The sequence below is a fragment of the Lysobacter humi (ex Lee et al. 2017) genome, from assembly GCF_054781815.1.
Genome location: NZ_BAAGTR010000009.1, coordinates 29912 through 51328 on the forward strand (window position 1 = coordinate 29912; position 21417 = coordinate 51328).

Here is a 21417-nt window from a genome sequence, read left to right on the forward strand (position 1 = left end):
ATGGCGCACGACCGCTGCACCGATCCGCATCACCACGTCCATTCGGGCGATGCGTTCGTCGCGGAGGTCGAGCGCGCCTGCGAGGAGCGCGGGCTGCGCCTCACGCCGTTGCGCGCGAGCGCGCTGCGCCTGATCGCGGATGCCGGTCGTCCGCTCAAGGCCTACGACCTGCTCGAGCGGATGAAGGCCACGCACGAGGGCGCGGCCCCACCGACCGTCTATCGCGCGCTCGACTTCCTGCTGGAGAACGGTTTCATCCACCGCCTCGCCTCGATCAACGCCTTCGTCGGCTGCCACCATCCGCGCGCGGCGCAGCATGCGGTGCCGTTCCTGATCTGCGATCGCTGCCATGCGGCGGTCGAGCTGGAAGATGCGGAGGTGGTCGACGCGCTCGCCACGCGCGCACGCGCGCTCGGCTTCGCGCCGCGCGCGCAGACGCTCGAGGTGCATGGGCTCTGCGCGAGCTGCATGGCGTCACCCCCCGTCACCGCGGATCCCGGGGCGTCGATCTAGCAGACGGCGCACGCGCCGCACGAAGTGGCGCTAGCGTGCGGGGGTCGGCGTCGAAGGCGTGCCGGCGTCAGCGTCTCGGCCGTCGCCAGGTACCGGGCAACGATAGTGCTTGGCGACCATCGATCCGGTGTCGTACTGCGCGACACCCACGTTCTCGACCCGCGTCAGCACCAGCACGGCGTTGCCGCCGGTCTCCGCGACCATCGTGCGATGCTCGACGAGGCATTCGTCGACGCTCTCGCCGCCACGGCACATGTGCGTGCGCAGGTAGCGGCAGCCGTCCGCCTCGGCCTGTTCGACGAGCCGCACGTGCTCCGGAACGATGTACGGCAGCCCGTGCGCGACGCGGCGTTCGAGCATCGCGCGCGCCTCGCGCGCTTCCCGTGCGACGGGCCGCAGCGGCGAGGCGGCGGCGCGTTCGATCAGCGGCAGATGCGCGGCATCGCCCGTTCCGCCGAGCACGCGGACGTACGTAACGAGTGCCTCGACCGTCGCGCGCGCCGGGCGCTCCATGCGGAGCCCCTCCTCGAGCGCGCGTGCGATGGTGGCCTGCAGCGCCGGATCCGATCGCCCGCTGCCGTAGAGTGCGCGCGCCGCGGCGATGTCGACGTGGCCGGGACCATCCTCGCGAGCCTGTGGCGACACGGCCGCCACCTGGGCGAAGGCGAGGCAGGGCAGCACCACGAGCAGGGCGAGGCGGGCGCGCATAGGGCGATCCGTGGGCGGGTGCGCGAATCTAGCAGGGCCGCGCGGCCTAGAGCACGAGGAGCAGCACGCCCGCGAGCACCAGCACGATCGCCGCCCACCACAGCAGCAGGCCCGCCTTCGCGACGGCCGCGCCACCGCGCCAGATCGACGTGACGTTACGCGACTGCGCGGCCCCCCGCCGCATGAGGCGGGTCGAGATCACGAAGGCGATGAGCCCCGCGAACGAGAGATAGAACGGTAACGGCATCGAGTTTGCTCCTCGGGCATGCGGCAACGTAGACCCTGCTGCGTACGCAGGCGGTCAATGCGCTACGTCGCGCATGCGTGCGGGGATGCAGGGGCCGGCGCGCAATGCCGGTCGGCCCGCGGTGTCGATGACGCCTTCGCCCGCGTTGCGGATCGATCGTCAGAAGAATGCGCGTACGCCGAAGGCCACGCCGCGACCCGGCAACGGCGCATAGTCCTTGAGGAAGGACGTGTGCACGCGCGCCTCCTCGTCGAGCAGGTTGGTGCCGTCGAGGAACAGCTCCCAGGCATTGCCGCCGCGGGTGTCGAGGTGCCAGGTGACATGGGCGTCGACGAGGGTATAGCCCGGCGTTCGCGATTCGAATTCGGCCACGCGGTCCTGGCGCATGTAGTGGACCGCGCCGAGCGACGCACGCCAGGCTCCGCCTTCCCAGCGCACCTCGCCGCCGAGGCGCGCGGGCGCGATGCGCGGCAGGTCGCCGGTCTGTGCGAGCTCCACCGTGAAGTCGTCGGTGTGATCGTCGTGCGGCACCGAGACGCTCACCGTGCGCGTGGCGGCACCGTCCAGGCGGGCCCGCACGACGTCACCGAACACGCGCAGTGCGAACAGGCCGTCGTCGTTCTCGAGGAACGTCCAGTCGACCTCCGCCTCCGCACCGTGGAAGCGCGCGTCGGCCTGCGACCAGACGCGGACCGGCACCTCGCCCTCGATGCCGGTGTCGGCGAGGTAGAGGAAATCATCGAACCGCACGGCGTAGACCGACGCGCCGACCTTCAGGGGCCCGCGGTGCCAGTGCAGGCCGAACTCCGCCCGGTTCGCCGTCTCGACGTCGAGGTCGGGCGTTCCGAACTCGAAGCTCTGGGTCGCCACGTGCAGGCCGTTGGAGTAGAGCTCCTCGGCCGTCGGTGAGCGCTGCGCGCGATCGAGGCCGAAGGACACGTGGAACTCGTCGTCCACGTCCCAGCGCAGGGCCACGGACGCGCTCGTCGTGTCGAACTTGCGCGAGGGTCCGATCGCGCCGGCGTCGACCTGCACCTCGTTGCGGTCGTGACGCGCGCCGAGCTCGACCGCGACGGCGCCGAAGTCACGTCGCCCGATCCAGAACAGGCCCGCATCGCGCGAGCGGCTGCCGGGCACGAAAGCCTCCTCGCCGATCGCGCTGAAGTCGCGATGCGACCACTGCGCGCCGAGCGCGCCGTCCCAGCCACCGAGCGGGCGATGCGCGAGCTCGAGGCGGGCTTCGGTCGTGGTGTTGTCGAAGACCGTGCCGACGTCCTCGCCCTCGAACTCGGTGTGCGTGTAGTCCGTGCGCGCGAGCTTCAGTCGCGCGGTCTCGAACACGCCGAGATCGTTGACACCGCCGCGCACCTCCGTGCGGCGCTGGTCGAGCACGAGGCGCACGCCGTCCCCGCCGTGGCCGTCGCCCTCGCCTTCGTGCGCCTCGCCCTCATGCTCATCCTCGTGCGCATGCGCGCCGCCCGGGATGCCGTAGCGCGAGTTGTAAAGGCTCTGGCTCGCACCGACGAAGCCACGCGTGCCGATCCACGACAGGCCGAGTGCCGCCGAGTCGGTGCGGATCGCGCTGTTGGGCAGGGTACCGGCCGCGCGCGCCTCGTCGTCGCCTTCCTCCTCATGCGCCTCGTGCAGGGCATCGGACTCGGCGAAGCCCGGAATGTCGTAGTCGCCGGTCTCGCGATGCAGGGCGTCGACATGGAAGACCAGGCGGCCCGCGGTGCCGTCCACGCGCAGCATTCCGGTGCGCTCGTCGTTGACCGTGCCGCCGCGCAGCTCGGCGCGGCCCTGCAGCGGCTGCTCGGTGGCGCGCTCGGCGATGCGCCCGTCGATCACGTTGACCGCGCCGCCGATGGCACCGCTGCCGTAGAGCAGCGTCGCCGGACCCTTGAGCACCTCGATCTGGTCGGCGAGGAACGGCTCGATGCTGACCGCGTGGTCGGCGCTGACGGTGGAGACGTCGCCGGCGGTGAGCCCGTCGCTGAGCACCTGCACGCGCGCGCCCTCGAACCCACGGACGATCGGACGGCCGACGCCGGGGCCGAAGTACGAGGACTGCACGCCCGGCAGCCGCGAGACGGTCTCGCCGAGCGTGGCGGCCTTGGCCTCGTCGAGGCGCTCGCCCGCGAGCACGTCCACCGGGCGGGTGAGGTCCTCGGCGGTGGTCGGCAGCGGCGTGGCGCGCACGACCACACGGTCGAGCTCGCGCTCGTGGGCATGGTCGTGCGGGTCGGCCTGCTGTGCGAGCGCCGGGGCGATGGCGGCGAGGAGGGCGAGGGACAAGGCGGTTCGGGGGAGGCTGCGCATCGGGGGAGGGTCTCGTCTACACCGGAGTCACGTCGAGCAATGTTATATTGTTCCAATCCACCCGCGACCCCTCCCAGAGGTCATGGCCGAATCCGATTCAGCACTGCGTACCGCCGACCGCGTCGGATTCGCCGCGTCGGTGCTGTGTGCCATCCATTGCGCGCTGCTCCCGCTCGCGCTCGCGGCGGTGCCTGTGCTCGGCCTCAAGCTGGGCGGGGTGATCGACCTTGACCAGGCGTTCGTGGTGTTCGCCACCGTGCTGGGCGTGACCACGCTGAGCTTCGGCTACCGACGCCATCGCGCGTTCCGCGCGTGGGCCTTCCTCGTGCCCGGCATCGTCCTGGTGTGGGCGGGCGCCTTCGGCCCGCTGCATGCCCACGGGGTGACCCACACCCTGCTGATGACCGTCGGCGGCCTCGCCCTGGCCGCCGCCCACGTGGTGAACCTGCGCCTGAGCCACCGCCCGGCCGCCTGACGGGCCCGCCGGTGACGGCTGTGCTAGGCTTTCGCGCTTCGCGAGCCGCGTGGGTCCACCGCGCCCGCCTCGTATTCGCCGCGCCGCGCGGCATCCGCACGCATCATTTCCAGGAGCGACACAATGGGTAAGGGCGACCGCAAGACCGCCAAGGGCAAGCGCTACAACTCCAGCTACGGCAATGCCCGCAAGACGACGGTCAAGACCGCCACGGGCGCCGCTGCGGCGCCGGTCGCGAAGAAGGCGACCAAGTCCGTCGCCAAGGCGCCGGCCAAGAAGGTCGCGGTGAAGAAGGCCGCCACCAAGGAGTAAGGCGCCTCCGCCGCTCCGATGAAAAAGCCCCGCCGATGCGGGGCTTTTTCGTTGGCACTGTCCGCGCGGCTCAAACCCCGCGGAAGAACGCCCAGATCACATCATTGGCGTCGAGCGCCGCCGATGGGGTCTTGCCGCGCACCGCGGCGCCACCGGGCCAGGAATGCCCGCCCGTGCGCGTCGTGCACAGCTGCACCCGGGCATCGCCGCGGCAGGGGGCACGCAGCTCGCACCAGGCCTCGCTGCTGTCGACGATGCGGCGCGGCGCCGCGCAGCCGTCGCGGCGCGCCCAGGCGTCGATCGTCGTCGCGACCGAAGGGAACTCCGTCACCTTGTCGCGATCGCGGAATGCATCGGCGCCGGCGCCCCCGGCGTACAGCACGTGCGTGTCGTCGAGTGCGTGGATGTGCAGCACCGCCACGGGGCGCGACGGACGGCAGGTGCGCGTGACGTCCGTGCCGGCCACCGATGCGACCGCGCGGAACAGGTCCGCGGCGTCGCAGGCGAGCCGGTAGCTCATCATCCCGCCGTTCGACATGCCCGTCGCGAACACGCGCCGCCGGTCGACGTTGAGCCGCCGTGCGACATCGGCATGCACCCGGCGCACGAAGCCGACGTCGTCGACGCCGCGATCGCGCGCATCGCCGCAGCAGTCGCCGGCGTTCCATGTCGCGAACCGGCCGCCGGGAAGCCGGCTGTAGCCGTTGGGGAAGACCGCGATGAAGCCCTCGCGATCCGCCTTGGCAGCAAGGCCGTAGGCCGGCCCGGCCATGTGTTCCATGTGGCCGCCGCCGCCATGGAAGGCGAAGACCACCGGTGTCGCGCGCCGCGGATCGTAGCCACGCGGCACGTGGATGAGGTATTCGCGCTCCATGCCGTCGTGCAGAAGCGTGTAGCGGTAGTCGCCGGGCAGGCGCAACGCGCCCGGCGGGCCTTCGGCGGGCGCCGCCTTGGCCTGTCGGCGCTCGTAGAGGCGTTCGCGCAGGCGCCCGTCGCGTGCGTCGGCCGCGACGGCCGCGACGAGTGCGAACAGGGCGAGCATGCAGGCGAGGGTGCTGCGACGTGCCATGGGTTCCTCCTGCCGGTCGGCGTATGGAACCGGCAACGCGCGGGCGCGCGTGCGGTTGACGCATCGCCTCAACGCGCCGCGGCGCGCTCGACCTCCGACCACACGCGCAGCAGGTTCGCGCCCATGACGCCGCCGATGACCTCGTCGGAATGGCCGCGCTCGCGCAGCGCCTGCACCAGGTTCGGATAGTCCGCGACGGTGCGCAGGCCCTCGGGCAATGCACCGCCGACGCCGTCGAAGTCCGAGCCGATGCCGACGTGCTTCGCGCCGAACGTGCGGATCGCGTAGTCGATCTGGTCGACCACCTGGGAGAGCTTCGTCGCGGGCTTGGGATGGGCCGCGCCCCATTCCGCATCGAACTGCTCGATCGTCTTCACCGGCGCTTCGCCGCGTGCCTTCGCCGCGGCGATGGATGTCTCCAGTGCGGCGAGCTGCTTGAAGTATTCGGTGGTCGCGGCCGCCGCCTTCGCATCGATGAAGCCGCTGCCGAAGACGAGCTGGATGACGCCGCCGTTCCTGGCGATCGCACGCGCGAGCTCGTCGCTCAGGTTGCGCTCGAAGCCGGGCGTGAAATGGCGCAGGCCCGAATGGCTCGCGATCACCGGCGCCTTCGCGATGCGCAGCACGTCGCGCACGGCATCGTCGGAGAGATGCGAGACGTCGACCATGATCCCGAGACGGTTCATCTCGGCGACGACCTGCTCGCCGAACGGGCTCAGCCCGCCGTGCGGACGGACGAGCGAATAGGAGCCGTCGGCAATGCGATTGCTGTGCGAGTGCGCGAGGGTGATGTAGCGCACGCCGCGCGCATGGAACGTGCGCAGCAGCGCGAGGTCGTCGCCGATCGGCGCGCCGTTCTCCATGCCGAGTGCGAGCAGGACGCGGCGGTTCTCGGACAGACGCCGCACGTCGGCGGGCGAAGTGAGCAGCGCGAAGCGATCCGGATGCCGCGCAGCCATCGCCTCCACCGCGTCGATCTGCAGGTGCGCCTTCTGCGTGGCGGTACCGGCCGCGTCATCGGATGGCGAGGTGTAGATCGACATGAAGGCGACATCGAGCCCGCCCTGCCGCGCGCGCGGGTAGTCGAACTCGCGATCGGGCGTGTCCTGGCCGAGGTCGCGCCAGCCCTTCAGGAGCTCCGAGGGAGCATCGATGTGGGTGTCGACGACCAGCGTCTGGCGCGCGAAGCGCTGCGCGTCGGTCAGCGGCTCGTCCGCGGCGGCGGTCGCGATGCACAGCAGCAGGGAGGCGAACAGGGCGGCGCGGCGCATGGCGTATCCGTCGGATGGGGGACGCCGATCATGCCAAAGCGCGCGTCATCCCGGACGCGGCGCCCTCAAAGGCGACGGCCGCCGGCGTAGACCGCCTGGGCGAGATCGCCGCCGAGCCAGTAGCAGAGCTCGGCCGGATGGCCAATGCGCCAGTGCACGAAATCCGCGCGGCCGCCCACGCGCAGCCGTCCCCGATCGGCGAGCCCGAGCGCGCGCGCCGCGTGTCCGGTCGCACCGCGCACGGTCTCTTCGGGCGTCATGCGGAAATGCGTGCAGGCGAGCTGCATCGCCTGCCGCAGGGAGAGCAATGGCGACGTGCCGGGATTGCAGTCGGTCGCGATCGCCATCGGCACGCCGTGGCGGCGGAAGGCCTCGAGCGGGGGCAGCTTCGTTTCGCGCAATACGTGGAAGGCACCGGGCAGCAGCACCGCCACGGTGCCGGCCGCGGCCATCGCCTGCACGCCGGCCTCGGTGGTGTGCTCGACATGGTCGGCGGACAGGCCACCGAATTCCGCGGCGAGCGCCGCGCCGCCGAGGTCGCTGAGCTGGTCGGCATGCAGCTTGACAGGCAGGCCCAGCGATCGCGCGGTCTCGAAGAGCCGCCGCGTCTGCGCAGGCGAAAAGCCGATGCCCTCGCAGAACGCATCGACGGCATCGACGAGCCCTTCCGCATGCAGTCTGGGCAACCAGTCGATCGTCGCGTCGATGTAGGCGTCGCCGCGCCCCGCGAACTCCGGCGGCAGCGCGTGCGCGGCGAGATAGGTGGTGCGCACGGTGACGCCGAGCGCATCGCCGATCTGCCGTGCGACGCGCAGCATGCGCCGTTCGGTCTCGAAGTCCAGTCCGTAGCCGGACTTGATCTCGAGCGTGGTGACGCCGCTGGCGACGAGCGCACGCGCACGTGGAAGGGACTGCGCGAGCAGTTCGGCGTCGTCGGCGGCGCGCGTGGCACGCACGGTGGAAAGGATGCCGCCGCCCGCGCGTGCGATCTCCTCGTAGGTCGCGCCATTCAGGCGCATCTCGAATTCGGCGGCGCGATCGCCGGCGAAGACGAGGTGTGTATGGCAGTCGACCAGGCCCGGCGTGATCCAGCCGCTGCATTCGACGACGTTGCGCGCCAGCTCGTGCGCGGGCGCGGGCAGTGCATCGCGCGGGCCGACATAGGTGAGCCGGCCGTCGCGCCAGCCGAGTGCACCCGCCGCGACCATGCCGTACCCGGGGCCGTCGAGCGTCGCCAGTGCAGCACCGACGAGCAGGCCGTCCCAGCGCTCAGTCGCCACCACTGCCGCCTCCATCGCCGCCGCCATCGGAGCCGCCGTCGGAGCCGCCGCCGTCGGAGCCGCCATCCGGGCCGCCATTCCCGTCGCCCTCCGGAGCGCTCCACGCGCCGACGGCGCCGCCTCCGCTCGCCTCGCCACCGTCACCGGCCCAGGCCGTGCCGGTCGCGATGCCGGTCGCCGCGGTACCGGCCGCGATGCCGACATCGCCAGCGCTCGTGCCGGCGCCGATGCCATCGCCATGGCGGTCGTGGCGGCGCCGCGCATGGGGCCGTCCGCGGCGACGCGCCGCCGCACCCAGTGTCAGCGCGAACAGCAAAACCGCTGCGACCAGCACGAGGATCAGGATCAGGGTCTCGGACATTCGCGCATCCCGGAAAGTCGGCGGTAGCCTAGCGCACCCGCAGCACGGCGCCGACGTCATGACCGCTTCTCCGATCGCCCAGCACACGCCCGAGGGCTGGAAGCTTCCCGGCGTCGCCAACCTGCATTCGCACGCGTTCCAGCGCGCGATGGCGGGCCTCGCCGAGCGCCGTACGGATCCAGCCGACAGCTTCTGGACGTGGCGCGAGACGATGTACCGCTTCGCCGCGCGCTTCGAGCCCGACACGCTGCGGGCGGTCGCGGCGCAGCTCTACGCCGAGATGCTCGAGGCCGGCTACACGTCGGTCTGCGAATTCCACTACCTGCACCATGCGCCGGACGGCGGGCCTTACGACGACCCCGCGGCGATGTCGCGCGCCCTCGTCGACGCCGCACGCGTCACCGGTATCCGGCTCACGCTGCTCCCCGTCCTGTACATGACCGGCGGCTTCGACGGTCGCGCGCTCGGTGAACGCCAGCGGCGCTTCGGGCACGACGTCGACGCCTACCTGCGGCTCGTCGACACGCTGCGCGCGGAACGCGGCCCGCTGCTGCAGGTGGGCTGCGCGCTCCACAGCCTGCGCGCGGTGCCCGAGGCCGCGATGCGCGACGTGGTCGACGCGCTACCGGACGATGCGCGCATCCACGTCCACATCGCCGAGCAGGTGCCGGAAGTGGAGGAGTGCATCGCGCTGCGCGGCGCGCGACCGGTGCGCTGGCTGCTCGATCGCATGCCGGTGGACGCGCGCTGGACGCTCGTGCACGCCACGCACCTCGATGCGGGCGAGGTGCGCGACCTCGCGGCCTCGCGCGCGACCGTGGCGATCTGCCCCACGACCGAGGCGAACCTCGGCGACGGCTTGTTCCCGCTGCGCGAGTACCTCGACGCCGGTGGGCGCTGGGGCATCGGCTCCGATTCGCATGTCTCCGTCTCGCCGGTGGAGGAGCTGCGCTGGCTCGAGTACGGCCAGCGGCTCGTCACGCAGCGGCGCTGCATCGCGGTGGCCGGCGACGCCGGGAGCGTCGGCGAGACGCTGCTGCGCGGTGCGCTCGAAAGCGCGGGCGATGCGACGGGGCTCCCGGGCGATGGCGACCGCGTGGTGCTCGACGCGACCGCTCCCGCGCTCGCCGGCGCCACCGCCGACGACGTGGTCGACCGCTGGATCTTCGCCGGCAACCGGCCCCTCGCGCGTGACGTCGACGTCGCCGGCCGCGCCGTCGTGCGCGGCGGCCGCCATGTGGACGGCGAGCGCATCGCGCGGAGCTTCGCGCAGGCGATGTCGAAGCTGCTGGCGGACTGAGCCCGCGCGCGACTCAGCGCGCGTCGCGCAGGGCCGGCGCCAGGCGGGCCGGATCGCCGTCACCCGGCTGCGGCGTGACACCCACGAGGCGCGCGAGCAGCGGATACACGTCGACGTTGTCGAACGGCGGCAGCACGATGCCGTCGCGAAACGAGGGGCCGTCGGCAATGAACAACGCGCGCATCGACGGTAGCGCGGGGTCGTAGCCGTGCGAGCCCCGCATGTGCGTGCGCGGATGCGCGGCGATGCGCGCGCGGGTGTAGGCGTCCCAGCCCTCGTCCATCTGGCAGACGATCGGCGGCACCCGCGGATGACGCCCGTAGCGCCACTGCGCCGGCAGCGCATCGCGGGTCCAGCAGGCGTAGTGCGGATGGCGCCCGACCAGTCGCGCGCGGGCCTCGTCCTCGCGGCCCGGGCGCGGCCGGAAGCCGATCGACTGGCCGTCGGTGACGGCCTCCGCGATCTCCGGCGACGCCATGTCCTCGAGTGCGACGCGATGATCGGGCGCGACGTCCGCGAGGCCGTGGTCGGACACCACGACGAGGTCCACGCGATCGGCGAGCCCCTGCGCGGCGATCGCGGCACGCAGTCGGCCCACCTGCGTGTCGACCTCGCGCACCGCGGCCAGCGATTCGACCGAGCCCGGCCCATGATCGTGGCTGGCCTCGTCGACGTGCTCCAGGTACAGCAGCACCAGGCGCGGGCGCTCGGCGGCGGGCAGGGCGAGCCAGCCGATCGTGGCGTCGACGCGGCGGGCGGCCGGGACCGTCTCGTCGTAGGCGTGCCAGCGCCAGGGACGCAGCCCGCCCACGGCGGCGGACGTGCCCGGCCAGAAATACGAGGCGGCGCGCAGTCCGGCCTTCTCGGCCGTGACCCAGAGCGGCTCGGCATCGGCCCACCAGCGCGCGTCGCCCACGCCCTCCTTGTCGCCCACCGAGAAACCGCCGAGCGCCTCGTCCCGCATCGTGTTGTGCACGATCCCGTGGCGGTCCGGCCGGAGCCCCGTGACCAGTGTGTGGTGGTTCGGGAACGTTAGCGTGGGATAGCTCGGTCGCATGTACTCCGCGCGCACACCGTCGCGCGCCAGCGCGGCGAGGTGCGGGGCATGCGCGAGGTCGGCGGGGCGGAAGCCGTCCAGGGAGACGAGGACGACCGTCCGTTCGCCCCCCGACGCGGGCGCGCCACCCGCGACCGGCGCAAGGCTCGAGCACGCGGCCAGGGTGGAGGCGAGCAGGGCGACGAGGATCGGTCGGATCACGGAGCGGCGAGCACGTGCGGGAGCGTGACTTTAGCCGCTCGCGCGCGGCACCGGGCCGTATCAGCATCGCGAAAATGCAACGGAGCTCCCCGCCATGTCGTCCCTCGCTGCAGGTCTCGCCTTCGTCGCCGTCCTGGCGTCCGCATCCGCCGCGACGCCACCGACGCCCGCCGCCACCACGCCACCCGCGCAGGTCGCACCCGCACTCACGGCGGACGAATGCAGCGTATGGCGTCGCGAGCTGTCCTTCGCCGCGTCCGTCGCGGCGCACGACGCCGCGGCCTTCGCGGGGCACGTCGCCCCGGACGCGGTGTTCGGCGTCAACGGGCCGCGGGTGCAGCGCGGGCGCGATGCCGTGGTTGCCGGCTGGGCGCGCATCGTCCGCGGCGAGGGCATGCGGCTGGAGTGGTATCCGCAGCACGTGACCGCGGTCGGCGACCTCGCCTGGTCGACCGGCCCCGCGCTCGTGGAGCAGCTCGACGGGCGTGCGCCGCGCTTCCTGCTCAGCAGCTACCAGTCGGTCTGGCGCCGTAACAGCGACGGCACCTGGCATGTGCTGTTCGACGGCGGCACCGCGCCGCGGGAGGCCACCGAGGCACAGGCGGCGGCGTTCCGGGCCGCGCACCCGGCCGGCTGCCCCGCGGCGACGCCTCCGCATTAAGCCCGTGCTGAACCGAAAGGCGGGCGCGCCCACCGCCTGCACGGCATGGGCGTATCGTGGGCCGTCCCCGTGGAGATCCCGCCCATGAAGCGCCTGCTCGCCGCCCTCTTCGCCGTCTGCGCGATGCCCGCCCTGGCCGCGCCGCTCGCGCCTGCGTCCACCCCTGCGCCCGGTTCGGGCGCGCCCGACCGACAGGTCGACGCGCGCGACGAGGCCGCGACCACCGACCGCACCTGCCTGCGCCAGACCGGTACGCGCATCCGCTATCGCGAGGGCCGGTGCAGTGCGGCGATCGGCCGCTCCTGGTCGCGCGACGACCTGCTCTCGACCGGGCGTCCCGACGTCGTCGAGGCGCTGCGCGCGCTCGATCCGTCGATCCGCTGATCCGGCCCGGCGTACGTCCGACGCCCGGCCCCGGCCGGGCGTTGCCGTTTCCGGCGATGCGATAATCCGGGGCTGCACGTCACCGGATCACCACGGATGTCCACCCGCGTCGACCCCACCCGCGTCATCCGCGCGCCGCGCGGCACCGAGCTTAGCTGCAGGTCGTGGCTCACCGAGGCCGCCTACCGGATGATCCAGAACAACCTGGACCCGGACGTCGCCGAGAATCCGACCGAGCTCGTGGTCTACGGCGGCATCGGCCGCGCCGCACGCGACTGGGAATGCTTCGACGCGATCCTGACGTCGCTGCGCGAGCTCGGCGACGACGAGACGCTGCTGGTGCAGTCGGGCAAGCCCGTCGGCATCTTCCCGTCGCATGCCGACGCGCCGCGCGTGCTGATCGCCAATTCCAACCTCGTGCCGGCGTGGGCGAACTGGGAGCACTTCAACGAGCTCGATCGCAAGGGCCTGATGATGTACGGCCAGATGACGGCCGGCTCGTGGATCTACATCGGCTCGCAGGGCATCGTGCAGGGCACGTACGAGACGTTCGTCGAGATGGGCCGCCAGCACTACGGCGGCGACCTCACCGGCAGGTGGATCCTCACCGCGGGCCTGGGCGGCATGGGCGGCGCGCAGCCGCTCGCCGCGACGCTCGCCGGTGCGTCGTCGCTGACCATCGAATGCCAGCAGTCGCGCATCGACTTCCGCCTGCGCACGCGCTACGTCGACGAGCAGGCGACGGATGTCGACGACGCGCTCGCACGCATCGCGAAATACACCGCGTCGGGCGAAGCGAAGTCGATCGCGCTGCTCGGCAACGCCGCCGAGATCCTGCCCGAGCTCGTGCGCCGCGGCGTGCGCCCCGATGCGGTCACCGACCAGACCAGCGCGCACGATCCGGTGCACGGCTACCTGCCCATCGGCTGGACGGTCGGGCAGTGGCTGGACGCGCAGAAGTCCGACCCGCAGCGCCTTCGCGACGAGGCCAAGAAGTCGATGCGCGTGCATGTCGACGCGATGCTCGCCTTCAAGCGCATGGGCATCCCGACCTTCGACTACGGCAACAACATCCGCCAGATGGCACACGACGAAGGCTGCAGCGACGCGTTCGAGTTCCCGGGCTTCGTGCCCGCTTACGTGCGCCCGCTGTTCTGCCGCGGCGTGGGTCCGTTCCGCTGGGTCGCGCTGAGCGGCGACCCCGAGGACATCTACAGGACCGACGCGAAGGTCAAGGAACTGATCCCCGACGACCCGCACCTGCACCGCTGGCTCGACATGGCGCGCGAGCGCATCGCCTTCCAGGGCCTGCCGGCGCGCATTTGCTGGGTGGGCTTGGGCCAGCGTCACCGGCTTGCGCTCGCCTTCAACGAGATGGTGCGCAACGGCGAGCTCAAGGCGCCGGTGGTGATCGGTCGGGACCATCTCGACAGCGGCTCGGTCGCCTCGCCCAACCGCGAGACGGAAGCGATGAAGGACGGCAGCGACGCCGTCTCCGACTGGCCGCTGCTCAATGCGATGCTCAACGTCGCCGGCGGCGCGACGTGGGTCTCGCTGCACCACGGGGGCGGCGTCGGAATGGGCTATTCGCAGCATTCGGGCGTGGTCATCGTGTGCGACGGCAGCGAGGCCGCCGATCGCCGCCTGGCGCGGGTGTTGTGGAACGATCCCGGCACCGGCGTGATGCGCCATGCCGACGCGGGCTACGACATCGCGCAGCAATGCGCGGTGGAGAGCGGTTTGAAGCTGCCGATGATGGCTCGCTGAGCCGTGGCGAGCGGGCGCGACATCGCCGATGCGATCGTCGCGCTGCTGGCGTCGCGTGCGCCGCCGGCGTCGATCTGCCCGTCCGAAGTGGCACGCGCGCTCGACGCCGACGGCTGGCGCGACGCGATGCCGCAGGTGCGGGCGGTCGCCCTCGTGCTGGCCGCTGACGACTGCATCCGCGTCACGCAGGGGCAGGACGACGTGCCGCTGGATTCGATCGCGACCGTGCGCGGCCCGATCCGCCTGCGCCGCGGGCCGCGGTTCCCGTCCGGCGCCGATCCCACGGCGCCGGCCACACCACGGGGCGGCGCGACGCGATGATCGTTCCCGAATTCTGGGCCGAGGCCCGGGCGAGCGGGCGAGAGGGCGGACGCCAGGTCACGCTCCGGCGGTTCGGCTGGTCCGACACGAATCAGGCGGATGCCGAAGTGCATGCGCAGTCGCGTGCGGACGACGCGCTCGCGCGCGTCCTCGCGGGCGAGCGGCTGCCGCGTCGCGAGCGCAGGCAGGCCTATGGCGAGGCCGGCCTGCCGATCCGCGAGGAGCTCCTCGAGCGCGTCGGCACGGCGGTGATCACGCGCAATGCCTACGGCGCGCACTGCCTCAATACGCCGGATGTGCTGTTCGCCGACGTGGATTTCGAAGTGCCGCGCCTGTCGACCGTCGTGCTGTGGCGCGTCTGGGCTGCCAGTGTGGTGCCGATCGCGGCGCTCGCGGCCTATCACGGGCGATGGGTGCTCGGACTGGTGGCCGCGGTCATGGCGATCCCGTTTGCGGCGTTCGTCGCCGGCCGCTGGGCGACGCTGCGGCTGCGCATGCAGGGCGGTGCCGAGGCGGTCGCGATGCGGCGCATCCGCGCGTTCGCCGAGGCGAATCCCCAATGGGGCATGCGGCTGTACCGGACGCCCGCGGGCCTGCGCGTGCTGGCCACGCACCGTCGATTCGACCCCACGGGCGAGGACGTGACTGCCTGCTTCCATGCCCTCGGCGTGGATCCGCTATACGCGACGATGTGCCGCCAGCAGCGCTGCTTCCGGGCACGCCTCACGGGCAAGCCGTGGCGCATGGGCATCGCCGGCCACATGCGCCCACGTCCGGGTGTCTGGCCCGTCCGGCCCGCGGCGCGCCCGCTGCGCGAGGCCTGGGTGCAGGAGTACGAGGCCCGCGCGCCCCGCTATGCGGCCTGCCGCTATGTCGCGACCCTCGGCGAGGGCGCGGTGGATCCGGCCGTCGCGGCGCTCGTCGACCTGCACGATGCCGCCACCGGGGCGCTGTCCGACCGACCGATCGCCTGAGGCGGGCGACTTCGCGCCCGCCTCACCATCGCACCATCGACGCCTCGCGCCCGCGCGGCAGATTCACCGCTCCGACGATGGAGCGCCCCATGGATCTTCGAGCCCCGACCCACCGACGACCGGCGCCCCGCACCCGCAACGTGCGCGACGCCATGCGCCCACGACCGCGTCGCGCGGCCAGCGCGTCCGCAGGCGCGCAAGCCTGCGCCGGACACCTGCCCGCCGATCGCGAGGCGGCCGTGGACCGCAGCGAACTGATGCAGCGCAGCCGTCCGGGGCTGGCCGCGAGCATCCGCTGTGATGCCCTGCGACGCCTCGGCGCGCTCGAGTGGCCGGTGCGCGAGCGCCGCGGCGTGCTGATGCTGCTGCTGCACGCCGGCGTCGATGCCTCGCCGGCGGTGCGCTTCACCGCGCTCGACGCGCTCGTCGACCTCGCTGCGCGTTATCCGCGACTGCGCGTGCATGCCGCGGCGCTTCTCGCGCGCTGGGCGGCATCGGCCTGCCGCGCGACCGCGATCCATGCCTCGCGACTGCTCGCCGACGCCACGTTCCGCGCGCACCGCGAGCCGGCGACCCGCTAGCGCTCAGCCCAGGTCGAGCACCTGCAGGCTCACGCGCTTGCCGCGCGCGAGCACCTGCGTCGCGACCTCCCGGAAGCCGTAGCCGGCATGGAAGTGCGCCGAGGCCGGGTTCGGCGGTTCGAGGTCGTACTCGCAGGCGATGCGCGGCAATGCGGCTCGGCGCGCGTCGGCGATGAGGTCGTCGTACAGCACGCGTCCGATGCCGAGCCCCTGGTGCGAGCGCGCGACCACGATGCGATCGACATAGAGGAATGCCTCGTAGCGTGCATCGAACCAGCGGTAGTTCTCGCTGTCGTAGTTGGCGCCTTCGCGCAGCGCCAGCAGGAAGCCGGCGACGACGCCGTCGATACAGGCGACCCGGCAATACGCCGACTGTGCGTTGAGGCGCTCGAGTCGCGCGGCATCGAGCGGGCTCAGGACCTCGACCGACTCCGCATTGAGCGCCAGGAGCGCGGGGAAATCGGACGCCGTCGCGTCGCGCAGTTCGATGATCGGCTTCGGCATGCGCGCATTGTCACGCATGCCTCCCGGCCGGTGTCGCGTACGGGCTCGCACGCCCGGACGCGGGCAGCTAGGCGCCCAGCGACAGCGGTCGCTGCGGCGCGGGCTGGGCACGTGCGAGCGCATCGGCATCGCGTGACTGCTGGGCGAGCGCCGCGGCCGCGTCGGCGATGCCCGTCCGCGCGAGGTCTTCGCGCGTGATCAGGGCGTACTCGGGGCCCGCGGCGCCGGATTGCGGCGGCGCCATCGCGAACAGGTGGCGGGTCGGATGGCCGTCGGGGCCAGGGACCGGATGGCCCATGTCGATGCGGTCGATGCCAGCGAGCCGCGCCTGCACGGCGGCGCGGACCACGGCGGGTGCACCGAGCGGATCCAGGCCGGCGCGATCGAGCGCAGCGGCGGCCGGGTCGAACAGTGGGTGCTGCGTCACCGCGGCGAGTTCCGCGTCGGTGGGGCGGTCGACGCGCGACAGCGTGCGGCCCGGCGCCGGCACGGGCAACGCCGGTCCGATCACGTCGGGCGGCGTGAGGCCGTGCTGGCCAGGCCGCACCTGGTCGCTCCACGCGAGCGCGCCGCTGCGATCGAGGACGACCATCCGGCCGTCGCCGACCGCGCGCTGCACCAGGTCGGCGAGCTGCTCGGGCGTCGCATTCGGATGCGCGGCGCCGATCGATCGGCCGACCGCATTGTTGTAGAGATCCATCGCCTCACGATTGGCCGGGTTGCCGGGGCGCGCCTCGTGGGCCGTGGCAAAGGCCGCCGTCCAGCCGCGGCCGTACTGCTGCGTCATCAACGCGTTCCAGTAGGCGTGGCGGAACGCGTCGCGGGGGCCGTCGTTGCTCTGCCACTCGTTCGCGCGGTCGGCGGGCACGTGCGGCGGCACCGGCTGGTCCGGATAGCGTGCGCCGGCCGCGGCCTGCGCACGCTCGGCGAGCGATGCGAAGCCCGAAAGCCCGACGAGGCCGCGGTCGAAGGTCAGGCGGTCGAGCATCGCGGCTTCGGTGCGCGTGACCGACCGGGCCGACGTGCCGGGGATGTCGACGGCGCCGGCGATGCGCGGCCGGTAGTCGACGAGCTCGTCGTCGGCGACCTGGTACTGGCGCCGGATATCGGCGAGCGAGGGGCGTGGATCGGCCATGACGTCCTTCCTTGGCGTGGGGGTGGATCAGGCTTCGGTGATCGCGAACGCGGCGAGCCGCCCGTCGCGATAGGTGAGTTCGAGGTACTGCGGATCGATGCCGAGCGGCGACGCGCCGAGCGCGTAGACCTCGATGCCGCCTGTCTTCCGGGAATCCGGGTCGCCCAGCAGCTCGATCACCTGCGCACGCGTCATTCCGACGTGGAGCCGCGCGCGCGCGGCGACGGCCATGTCGTTGCGGCGGTTACGTGCGTCGGGAACGCCGCGCTGCGCCTTCCACGCCTCGGAGTCGAACCGCGACGCCGCGCCCGCGCACGCGCCGAGCACTGGCACGAGGGCGATGCACAGGACCAGCCCGCGCAGGGCTGCGCGGATCGTCAGGGCGGAAGGGCGGTGCGTCGGCGTGCGTCGCGGGGGCTGCGGCAAGTCCATTTGCGCGGTCCGGTTTCGATGTCGGAACGAGTATAGCGAGCGCCGTCAGCAGCATGCGACGACCGCAGGCCCTGCGGTCGGGCGCATTCGCGCGTGCATCAGCGCCGCAGCAGCATCGCCGCGACGAAGCCCACCAGCCCGACGACGGCGAGGGTGTGCACCTTCTTCGACTTGCGTGCGTCGTCGAACAGGCCTTCGATGACATTCACGCGGTCGGCCATCAGCAGCATCATCCAGTGGCGGATGTCGTTCTCGCTGCGGCGGAAGGCGATGCGGCGCAGCTTGCCGCTGAGCCCCGTAGGCGGGCAGGCGGTGCCGAACACGGGTGTGAGCCCGGGGCGCTCGATCGAATGGAGGATCTCCACGGTCTGCGCCTGCGCCTCGGGCACGTCCCAGTGCGCATCGTCCTCGCGCGGGGACTGCTCCATCGGTACGGCGGGGCGATTGCGGCGGTCGAGGTCGGCGCCCCAGCCGGGGATCTGCGAACGGTCGAAGGTCATGGCGGGTCCTCAGTGCACGGGGTCGGCCGGCGTCGCCGGCGTGGGGTCGATGCTCGGCGCATTCGGCGGGATCATGACCGTCTTGATGCAGTTCTCCTTCTTTGCGGAGAACACGTGGTAAGCCTCGTCGACCTCTTCGAGCGGCACGCGATGCGTGATGATCTCGCGCGGCTTGAGCCGGCCTTCCTTGATGTGCTCGATCAGCCGCGGCAGGTGGCGCTTCACGCTCGCCTGGTTGCCACGCACCGTGAGGCCCTTGTTGAGCACGTTGCCGATCGGCACGGCATTGAACGTCGGCCCGTAGACGCCCACGATCGAGATGTTGCCGCCCTTGCGCACCGAGTTGATCGCCCAGTGCAGCGCGGTGGCGGCGCCGGCCTGCAGCTTCATGCGCACGCCGGTGATCGACTGCCACAGGTTGCCGTCGGCCTCCGCGCCCACGGCGTCGATGCAGACGTCGGCGCCGAGCCAGTCGGTCATCTTCTTGATGTGCACGGCCATGTCGTCGACTTCCTTGAAGTTGACGGTTTCGGCGGGGGCCCACTTGGCGACGAAGTCGAGGCGGTATTCGACGTGGTCGACCACGATCACGCGGCCCGCGCCCATCAGCCACGCACTGCGCGCGGCGAGGATGCCGACCGGTCCCGCGCCGAAGACGACGACCGTGTCGCCCTCCTGGATGTCGCCCATTTCCGCGGCCTGGTAACCGGTGGGGACGACGTCGGTGAGCAGCACGGCATCCTCCACGTGCATCCAGTCGGGAATGACGCGCGGGCCGATGTCGGCGAACGGCACGCGCACGAGTTCGGCCTGCCCGCCGTGATAGCCGCCCGCGGTATGCGAGTAGCCGAAGATCCCGCCCATTGCGGTCGCTTCCGGATTGACGTTGTGGCAGTTGCCGTAGAGCTCGCGTTGGCAGAAGTAGCAGCTGCCACAGGCGATGTTGAAGGGCACCAGCACGTGGTCGCCGACCTTCAGGTTCTGTACCGAGCTGCCGACCTCCTCGACGATGCCGCAGAACTCGTGGCCGAAGATGGTGCCCACGCGCGTGTCCGGCACGAGCCCGTGGTAGAGGTGCAGGTCGGAGCCGCAGATGCAGGTGCGCGTGACCCGCACGATGGCGTCGTTGGGATGCTCGATCACCGGATCGGGCACGTGTTCGGCGCGGACCTTGTAGGGGCGCCGGAAGGTGGTGGCGAGCATCGGCAGGAAACTCCGCAGGAGGCGTTGACCTGCGACGTTAGGCGCCGCGTGGTCACGGATGCGGCAAGGCGGCCGTAGCAGGCGGGTGCATCGCGACGCAATCGATCGCATCGAGCCCGATGTGCACGAGCAGCCCGGTCGCGAGCAGCCGGGTACGGCGCGGCAGGAGCAGCAGCACGTAGGCGAGCACCGCCGGGGCGGTATGGAGCGGATGGAAGCCGATGCTGCAGCGGCCCGGGGCGTAGATCGGGTCGGCCAGAAGGTGGTCGACGTCGATCAGCCAGCCCGCGAGCATCCAGAGCCACGCGCGACGCCAGTACGGGCGGTGGAAGGCGAGCGCGATCGCGAGCGGCACGAGCGCATGCAGCACTAGGTGGAGGATGGGTCGCAGCGCAAGGTCGGGCATCGTTGAGAGGGTAGCGGCAGCGTGGCGACGTCGCCTGCACGGGACGCCGACGAGGCTCGCGCAAGGAGGTCGCATGGACGACTGGATCACCCGCATGCTCGACGCCGGCGGCTATGCGGGCCTCGCATTGCTGATGTTCGTCGAGAACGTCTTTCCGCCGATCCCCTCGGAACTCGTGATGCCGCTCGCGGGCTTCATGGTGTCGCAAGGGCGGTTCACGCTGTGGGGCGCAGCACTGGCGGGCACGCTGGGTTCGGTGCTGGGCGCGCTCGGCTTCTACGCACTGGGGCGCTGGGTCGGCGGCGAGCGCATTCGCGGCTTCGCGCGGCGCCACGGGCGCTGGCTGACCCTTTCACCGCGCGACATCGATCGCGCCGAGCGCTGGTTCGAACGTCACGGGGTCTGGGTCGTGCTCCTCGGCCGGCTGGTGCCGGGCGTTCGATCGCTGATCTCGATCCCCGCGGGGATCCATCGCATGCCGCTGCCACGCTTCGTCGTCGCGACGGCGGTCGGCTCCTTCGCATGGTCGGCGGGGCTGGCCTGGCTCGGTTTTCGGCTCGGCGAGAACTTCGTGCAGATCGGCCACCATGTCGGCACGATCAGCAAGGTCGTCCTCGGCGCGATGCTCGCGATCTACGCCTGGCGCGTGCTGCGCTTCGACGCACGCCACGCGCGGTGAACTCATGCGCGGTTAACGCTGCGCGGCCCAGTGTCGGTACAGGCCGCCGACAAGCAAAGCTCAGGCACCCACAGCGGCCCCCGACGAGACGGTGCACAGGATCGTCGCGGATCGGCTTGAACGCCCCAGCATGCCCGGGGCTTCTTTTCGTCACGGCCGGCTCACGGCCGCTTGACGATGCTCGCCCTGCAATCGCTGCACGCAGATGGTGTCCACTCTCTCCGGCCCCGGGCTTCGCCCCGGGGTTTTTTTATGCGGCTGTCACGGCCGCATAACAGGTGTCGGCGCAGCGTGAATCCGCGGCGGTCCTCCGTCGCCCATCCGGAGAACGGATGAGCCTCCTGCGAGGCACGGGACCCCGGCATCGCGATGCCGGGGTCTCTCGGGAGGGCGATGACGGTGGCCGCCCGCCGCGGCCCGGCCGGTGACCCCAGGATGGCGTCGCCACCCGCTCCAACGGAGGAGCCATGCGCCTGCACGCTTTCCAGGTCGACGACGGCAGCGTGCACGTCGTGGCCGAACGCATCGAGGCGAGCCTCGGCGCCGCCACGGAACTCGGCGCACTCGACCTCGGCGTGGCCGAAGTCGACCTCGCGGTCCTCAGCCCGTCGCTCGTGCTCGGCATCGGCCTCGATGCCTGGGCGATCGCGCGCGGCGACGATGCGACGATGATCCGCTGCGCGCTCGCCAGCCAGAACGGCCGGATACCGGAGTTCGCACGGTCCGCACCGGGCTTCGCCGGGATGGCCTGAACCCG

26 protein-coding genes are annotated in these 21417 nt (G+C 71.9%); 12 read left to right on the forward strand and 14 right to left on the reverse strand.

What is annotated here, in order from left to right; translation table 11 throughout:
- Positions 1-513: a transcriptional repressor gene (locus ACYVJJ_RS06895; protein WP_460832237.1), complete on the forward strand. Its 513-nt coding sequence runs from the start codon at positions 1-3 to the stop codon at positions 511-513.
- 30 nt (positions 514-543) lie between these two features.
- Here the strand turns inward: ACYVJJ_RS06895 and ACYVJJ_RS06900 are convergent, their stop codons facing one another.
- The 3 genes from ACYVJJ_RS06900 to ACYVJJ_RS06910 form a co-directional block, all read right to left on the reverse strand.
- Positions 544-1221: a hypothetical protein gene (locus tag ACYVJJ_RS06900; protein WP_460832239.1), complete on the reverse strand. Its 678-nt coding sequence runs from the start codon at positions 1219-1221 to the stop codon at positions 544-546.
- Positions 1222-1267: 46 nt separating this feature from the next.
- Positions 1268-1468 carry a hypothetical protein gene (locus ACYVJJ_RS06905; RefSeq protein ID WP_460832241.1) on the reverse strand — a complete coding sequence of 67 codons (201 nt, stop codon included), beginning with the start codon at positions 1466-1468 and terminating at the stop codon, positions 1268-1270.
- A 159-nt stretch (positions 1469-1627) separates the two neighbouring features.
- Complete coding sequence (locus tag ACYVJJ_RS06910) at positions 1628-3787, reverse strand: TonB-dependent receptor (RefSeq protein ID WP_460832243.1); 2160 nt, start codon at positions 3785-3787, stop codon at positions 1628-1630.
- Positions 3788-3869: 82 nt separating this feature from the next.
- On the opposite strand from ACYVJJ_RS06910, the gene ACYVJJ_RS06915 reads away from it, so the two are divergent.
- A complete protein-coding gene (locus ACYVJJ_RS06915) occupies positions 3870-4262 on the forward strand; it encodes a MerC domain-containing protein (RefSeq protein WP_460832244.1) in 393 nt (130 codons plus the stop codon).
- A 123-nt stretch (positions 4263-4385) separates the two neighbouring features.
- Positions 4386-4574, forward strand: a complete 189-nt coding sequence (locus ACYVJJ_RS06920) for a 30S ribosomal protein THX (RefSeq protein ID WP_460832246.1) — start codon at positions 4386-4388, stop codon at positions 4572-4574.
- Positions 4575-4644: 70 nt separating this feature from the next.
- Here ACYVJJ_RS06920 and ACYVJJ_RS06925 read toward each other — a convergent pair whose 3' ends face one another.
- The 4 genes from ACYVJJ_RS06925 to ACYVJJ_RS06940 form a co-directional block, all read right to left on the reverse strand.
- Complete coding sequence (locus ACYVJJ_RS06925; RefSeq protein WP_460832247.1) at positions 4645-5643, reverse strand: extracellular catalytic domain type 1 short-chain-length polyhydroxyalkanoate depolymerase; 999 nt, start codon at positions 5641-5643, stop codon at positions 4645-4647.
- 68 nt (positions 5644-5711) lie between these two features.
- Positions 5712-6914 carry a dipeptidase gene (locus ACYVJJ_RS06930; RefSeq protein WP_460832249.1) on the reverse strand — a complete coding sequence of 401 codons (1203 nt, stop codon included), beginning with the start codon at positions 6912-6914 and terminating at the stop codon, positions 5712-5714.
- A 65-nt stretch (positions 6915-6979) separates the two neighbouring features.
- Positions 6980-8194, reverse strand: coding sequence for an imidazolonepropionase (gene hutI / locus ACYVJJ_RS06935; RefSeq protein WP_460833330.1), 1215 nt, complete (start codon positions 8192-8194; stop codon positions 6980-6982).
- Positions 8184-8555 carry a hypothetical protein gene (locus ACYVJJ_RS06940; protein WP_460832251.1) on the reverse strand — a complete coding sequence of 124 codons (372 nt, stop codon included), beginning with the start codon at positions 8553-8555 and terminating at the stop codon, positions 8184-8186. Before ACYVJJ_RS06940 ends, hutI begins: the two co-directional genes overlap by 11 nt.
- A gap of 58 nt (positions 8556-8613) precedes the next feature.
- Between ACYVJJ_RS06940 and ACYVJJ_RS06945 the strand changes: the two genes are divergently transcribed.
- Positions 8614-9855 carry a formimidoylglutamate deiminase gene (locus tag ACYVJJ_RS06945; RefSeq protein ID WP_460832252.1) on the forward strand — a complete coding sequence of 414 codons (1242 nt, stop codon included), beginning with the start codon at positions 8614-8616 and terminating at the stop codon, positions 9853-9855.
- Positions 9856-9868: 13 nt separating this feature from the next.
- On the opposite strand, the gene ACYVJJ_RS06950 is transcribed toward ACYVJJ_RS06945, so the two are convergent.
- A complete protein-coding gene (locus tag ACYVJJ_RS06950) occupies positions 9869-11113 on the reverse strand; it encodes an alkaline phosphatase family protein (protein WP_460832254.1) in 1245 nt (414 codons plus the stop codon).
- Positions 11114-11207: 94 nt separating this feature from the next.
- Between ACYVJJ_RS06950 and ACYVJJ_RS06955 the strand changes: the two genes are divergently transcribed.
- From ACYVJJ_RS06955 to ACYVJJ_RS06980, 6 genes are all read left to right on the forward strand, one after another.
- Positions 11208-11774, forward strand: coding sequence for a YybH family protein (locus ACYVJJ_RS06955; protein ID WP_460832255.1), 567 nt, complete (start codon positions 11208-11210; stop codon positions 11772-11774).
- An 84-nt stretch (positions 11775-11858) separates the two neighbouring features.
- The gene (locus ACYVJJ_RS06960; protein WP_460832256.1) at positions 11859-12158 is read left to right on the forward strand and encodes a hypothetical protein; all 300 of its coding nucleotides are present in this window, start codon (positions 11859-11861) and stop codon (positions 12156-12158) included.
- A gap of 96 nt (positions 12159-12254) precedes the next feature.
- A complete protein-coding gene (gene hutU, locus ACYVJJ_RS06965; RefSeq protein WP_460832257.1) occupies positions 12255-13925 on the forward strand; it encodes a urocanate hydratase in 1671 nt (556 codons plus the stop codon).
- 3 nt (positions 13926-13928) lie between these two features.
- Positions 13929-14246 carry a DUF3253 domain-containing protein gene (locus ACYVJJ_RS06970; RefSeq protein WP_460832259.1) on the forward strand — a complete coding sequence of 106 codons (318 nt, stop codon included), beginning with the start codon at positions 13929-13931 and terminating at the stop codon, positions 14244-14246.
- Positions 14243-15220 carry a hypothetical protein gene (locus tag ACYVJJ_RS06975; RefSeq protein WP_460832260.1) on the forward strand — a complete coding sequence of 326 codons (978 nt, stop codon included), beginning with the start codon at positions 14243-14245 and terminating at the stop codon, positions 15218-15220. The genes ACYVJJ_RS06970 and ACYVJJ_RS06975 overlap by 4 nt, the downstream gene beginning before the upstream one ends.
- A 239-nt stretch (positions 15221-15459) precedes the next feature.
- Entirely contained in the window at positions 15460-15801 is a 342-nt protein-coding gene (locus tag ACYVJJ_RS06980) for a hypothetical protein (RefSeq protein WP_460832261.1), read from the forward strand.
- Positions 15802-15804: 3 nt separating this feature from the next.
- Here ACYVJJ_RS06980 and ACYVJJ_RS06985 read toward each other — a convergent pair whose 3' ends face one another.
- From ACYVJJ_RS06985 to ACYVJJ_RS07010, 6 genes are all read right to left on the reverse strand, one after another.
- Positions 15805-16305: a GNAT family N-acetyltransferase gene (locus tag ACYVJJ_RS06985; RefSeq protein WP_460832263.1), complete on the reverse strand. Its 501-nt coding sequence runs from the start codon at positions 16303-16305 to the stop codon at positions 15805-15807.
- A 67-nt stretch (positions 16306-16372) separates the two neighbouring features.
- Entirely contained in the window at positions 16373-17440 is a 1068-nt protein-coding gene (locus ACYVJJ_RS06990; protein WP_460832264.1) for a DUF6973 domain-containing protein, read from the reverse strand.
- Positions 17441-17467: 27 nt separating this feature from the next.
- The gene (locus tag ACYVJJ_RS06995) at positions 17468-17872 is read right to left on the reverse strand and encodes a hypothetical protein (protein WP_460832266.1); all 405 of its coding nucleotides are present in this window, start codon (positions 17870-17872) and stop codon (positions 17468-17470) included.
- Between the two features lie 98 nt (positions 17873-17970).
- Positions 17971-18372 carry a hypothetical protein gene (locus ACYVJJ_RS07000; RefSeq protein WP_460832268.1) on the reverse strand — a complete coding sequence of 134 codons (402 nt, stop codon included), beginning with the start codon at positions 18370-18372 and terminating at the stop codon, positions 17971-17973.
- A 9-nt stretch (positions 18373-18381) separates the two neighbouring features.
- Positions 18382-19575: a zinc-dependent alcohol dehydrogenase gene (locus tag ACYVJJ_RS07005; RefSeq protein ID WP_460832269.1), complete on the reverse strand. Its 1194-nt coding sequence runs from the start codon at positions 19573-19575 to the stop codon at positions 18382-18384.
- Positions 19576-19627: 52 nt separating this feature from the next.
- Positions 19628-19981, reverse strand: a complete 354-nt coding sequence (locus ACYVJJ_RS07010) for a DUF6122 family protein (protein ID WP_460832271.1) — start codon at positions 19979-19981, stop codon at positions 19628-19630.
- Positions 19982-20054: 73 nt separating this feature from the next.
- Between ACYVJJ_RS07010 and ACYVJJ_RS07015 the strand changes: the two genes are divergently transcribed.
- Together ACYVJJ_RS07015 and ACYVJJ_RS07020 are read left to right on the forward strand one after the other, a co-directional pair.
- A complete protein-coding gene (locus ACYVJJ_RS07015) occupies positions 20055-20660 on the forward strand; it encodes a DedA family protein (RefSeq protein ID WP_460832273.1) in 606 nt (201 codons plus the stop codon).
- 467 nt (positions 20661-21127) lie between these two features.
- Positions 21128-21412 (forward strand): hypothetical protein, encoded by a 285-nt coding sequence (locus ACYVJJ_RS07020; RefSeq protein WP_460832274.1) that lies wholly within the window; start codon positions 21128-21130, stop codon positions 21410-21412.
- The last annotated feature ends 5 nt before the right edge of the window (positions 21413-21417 follow it).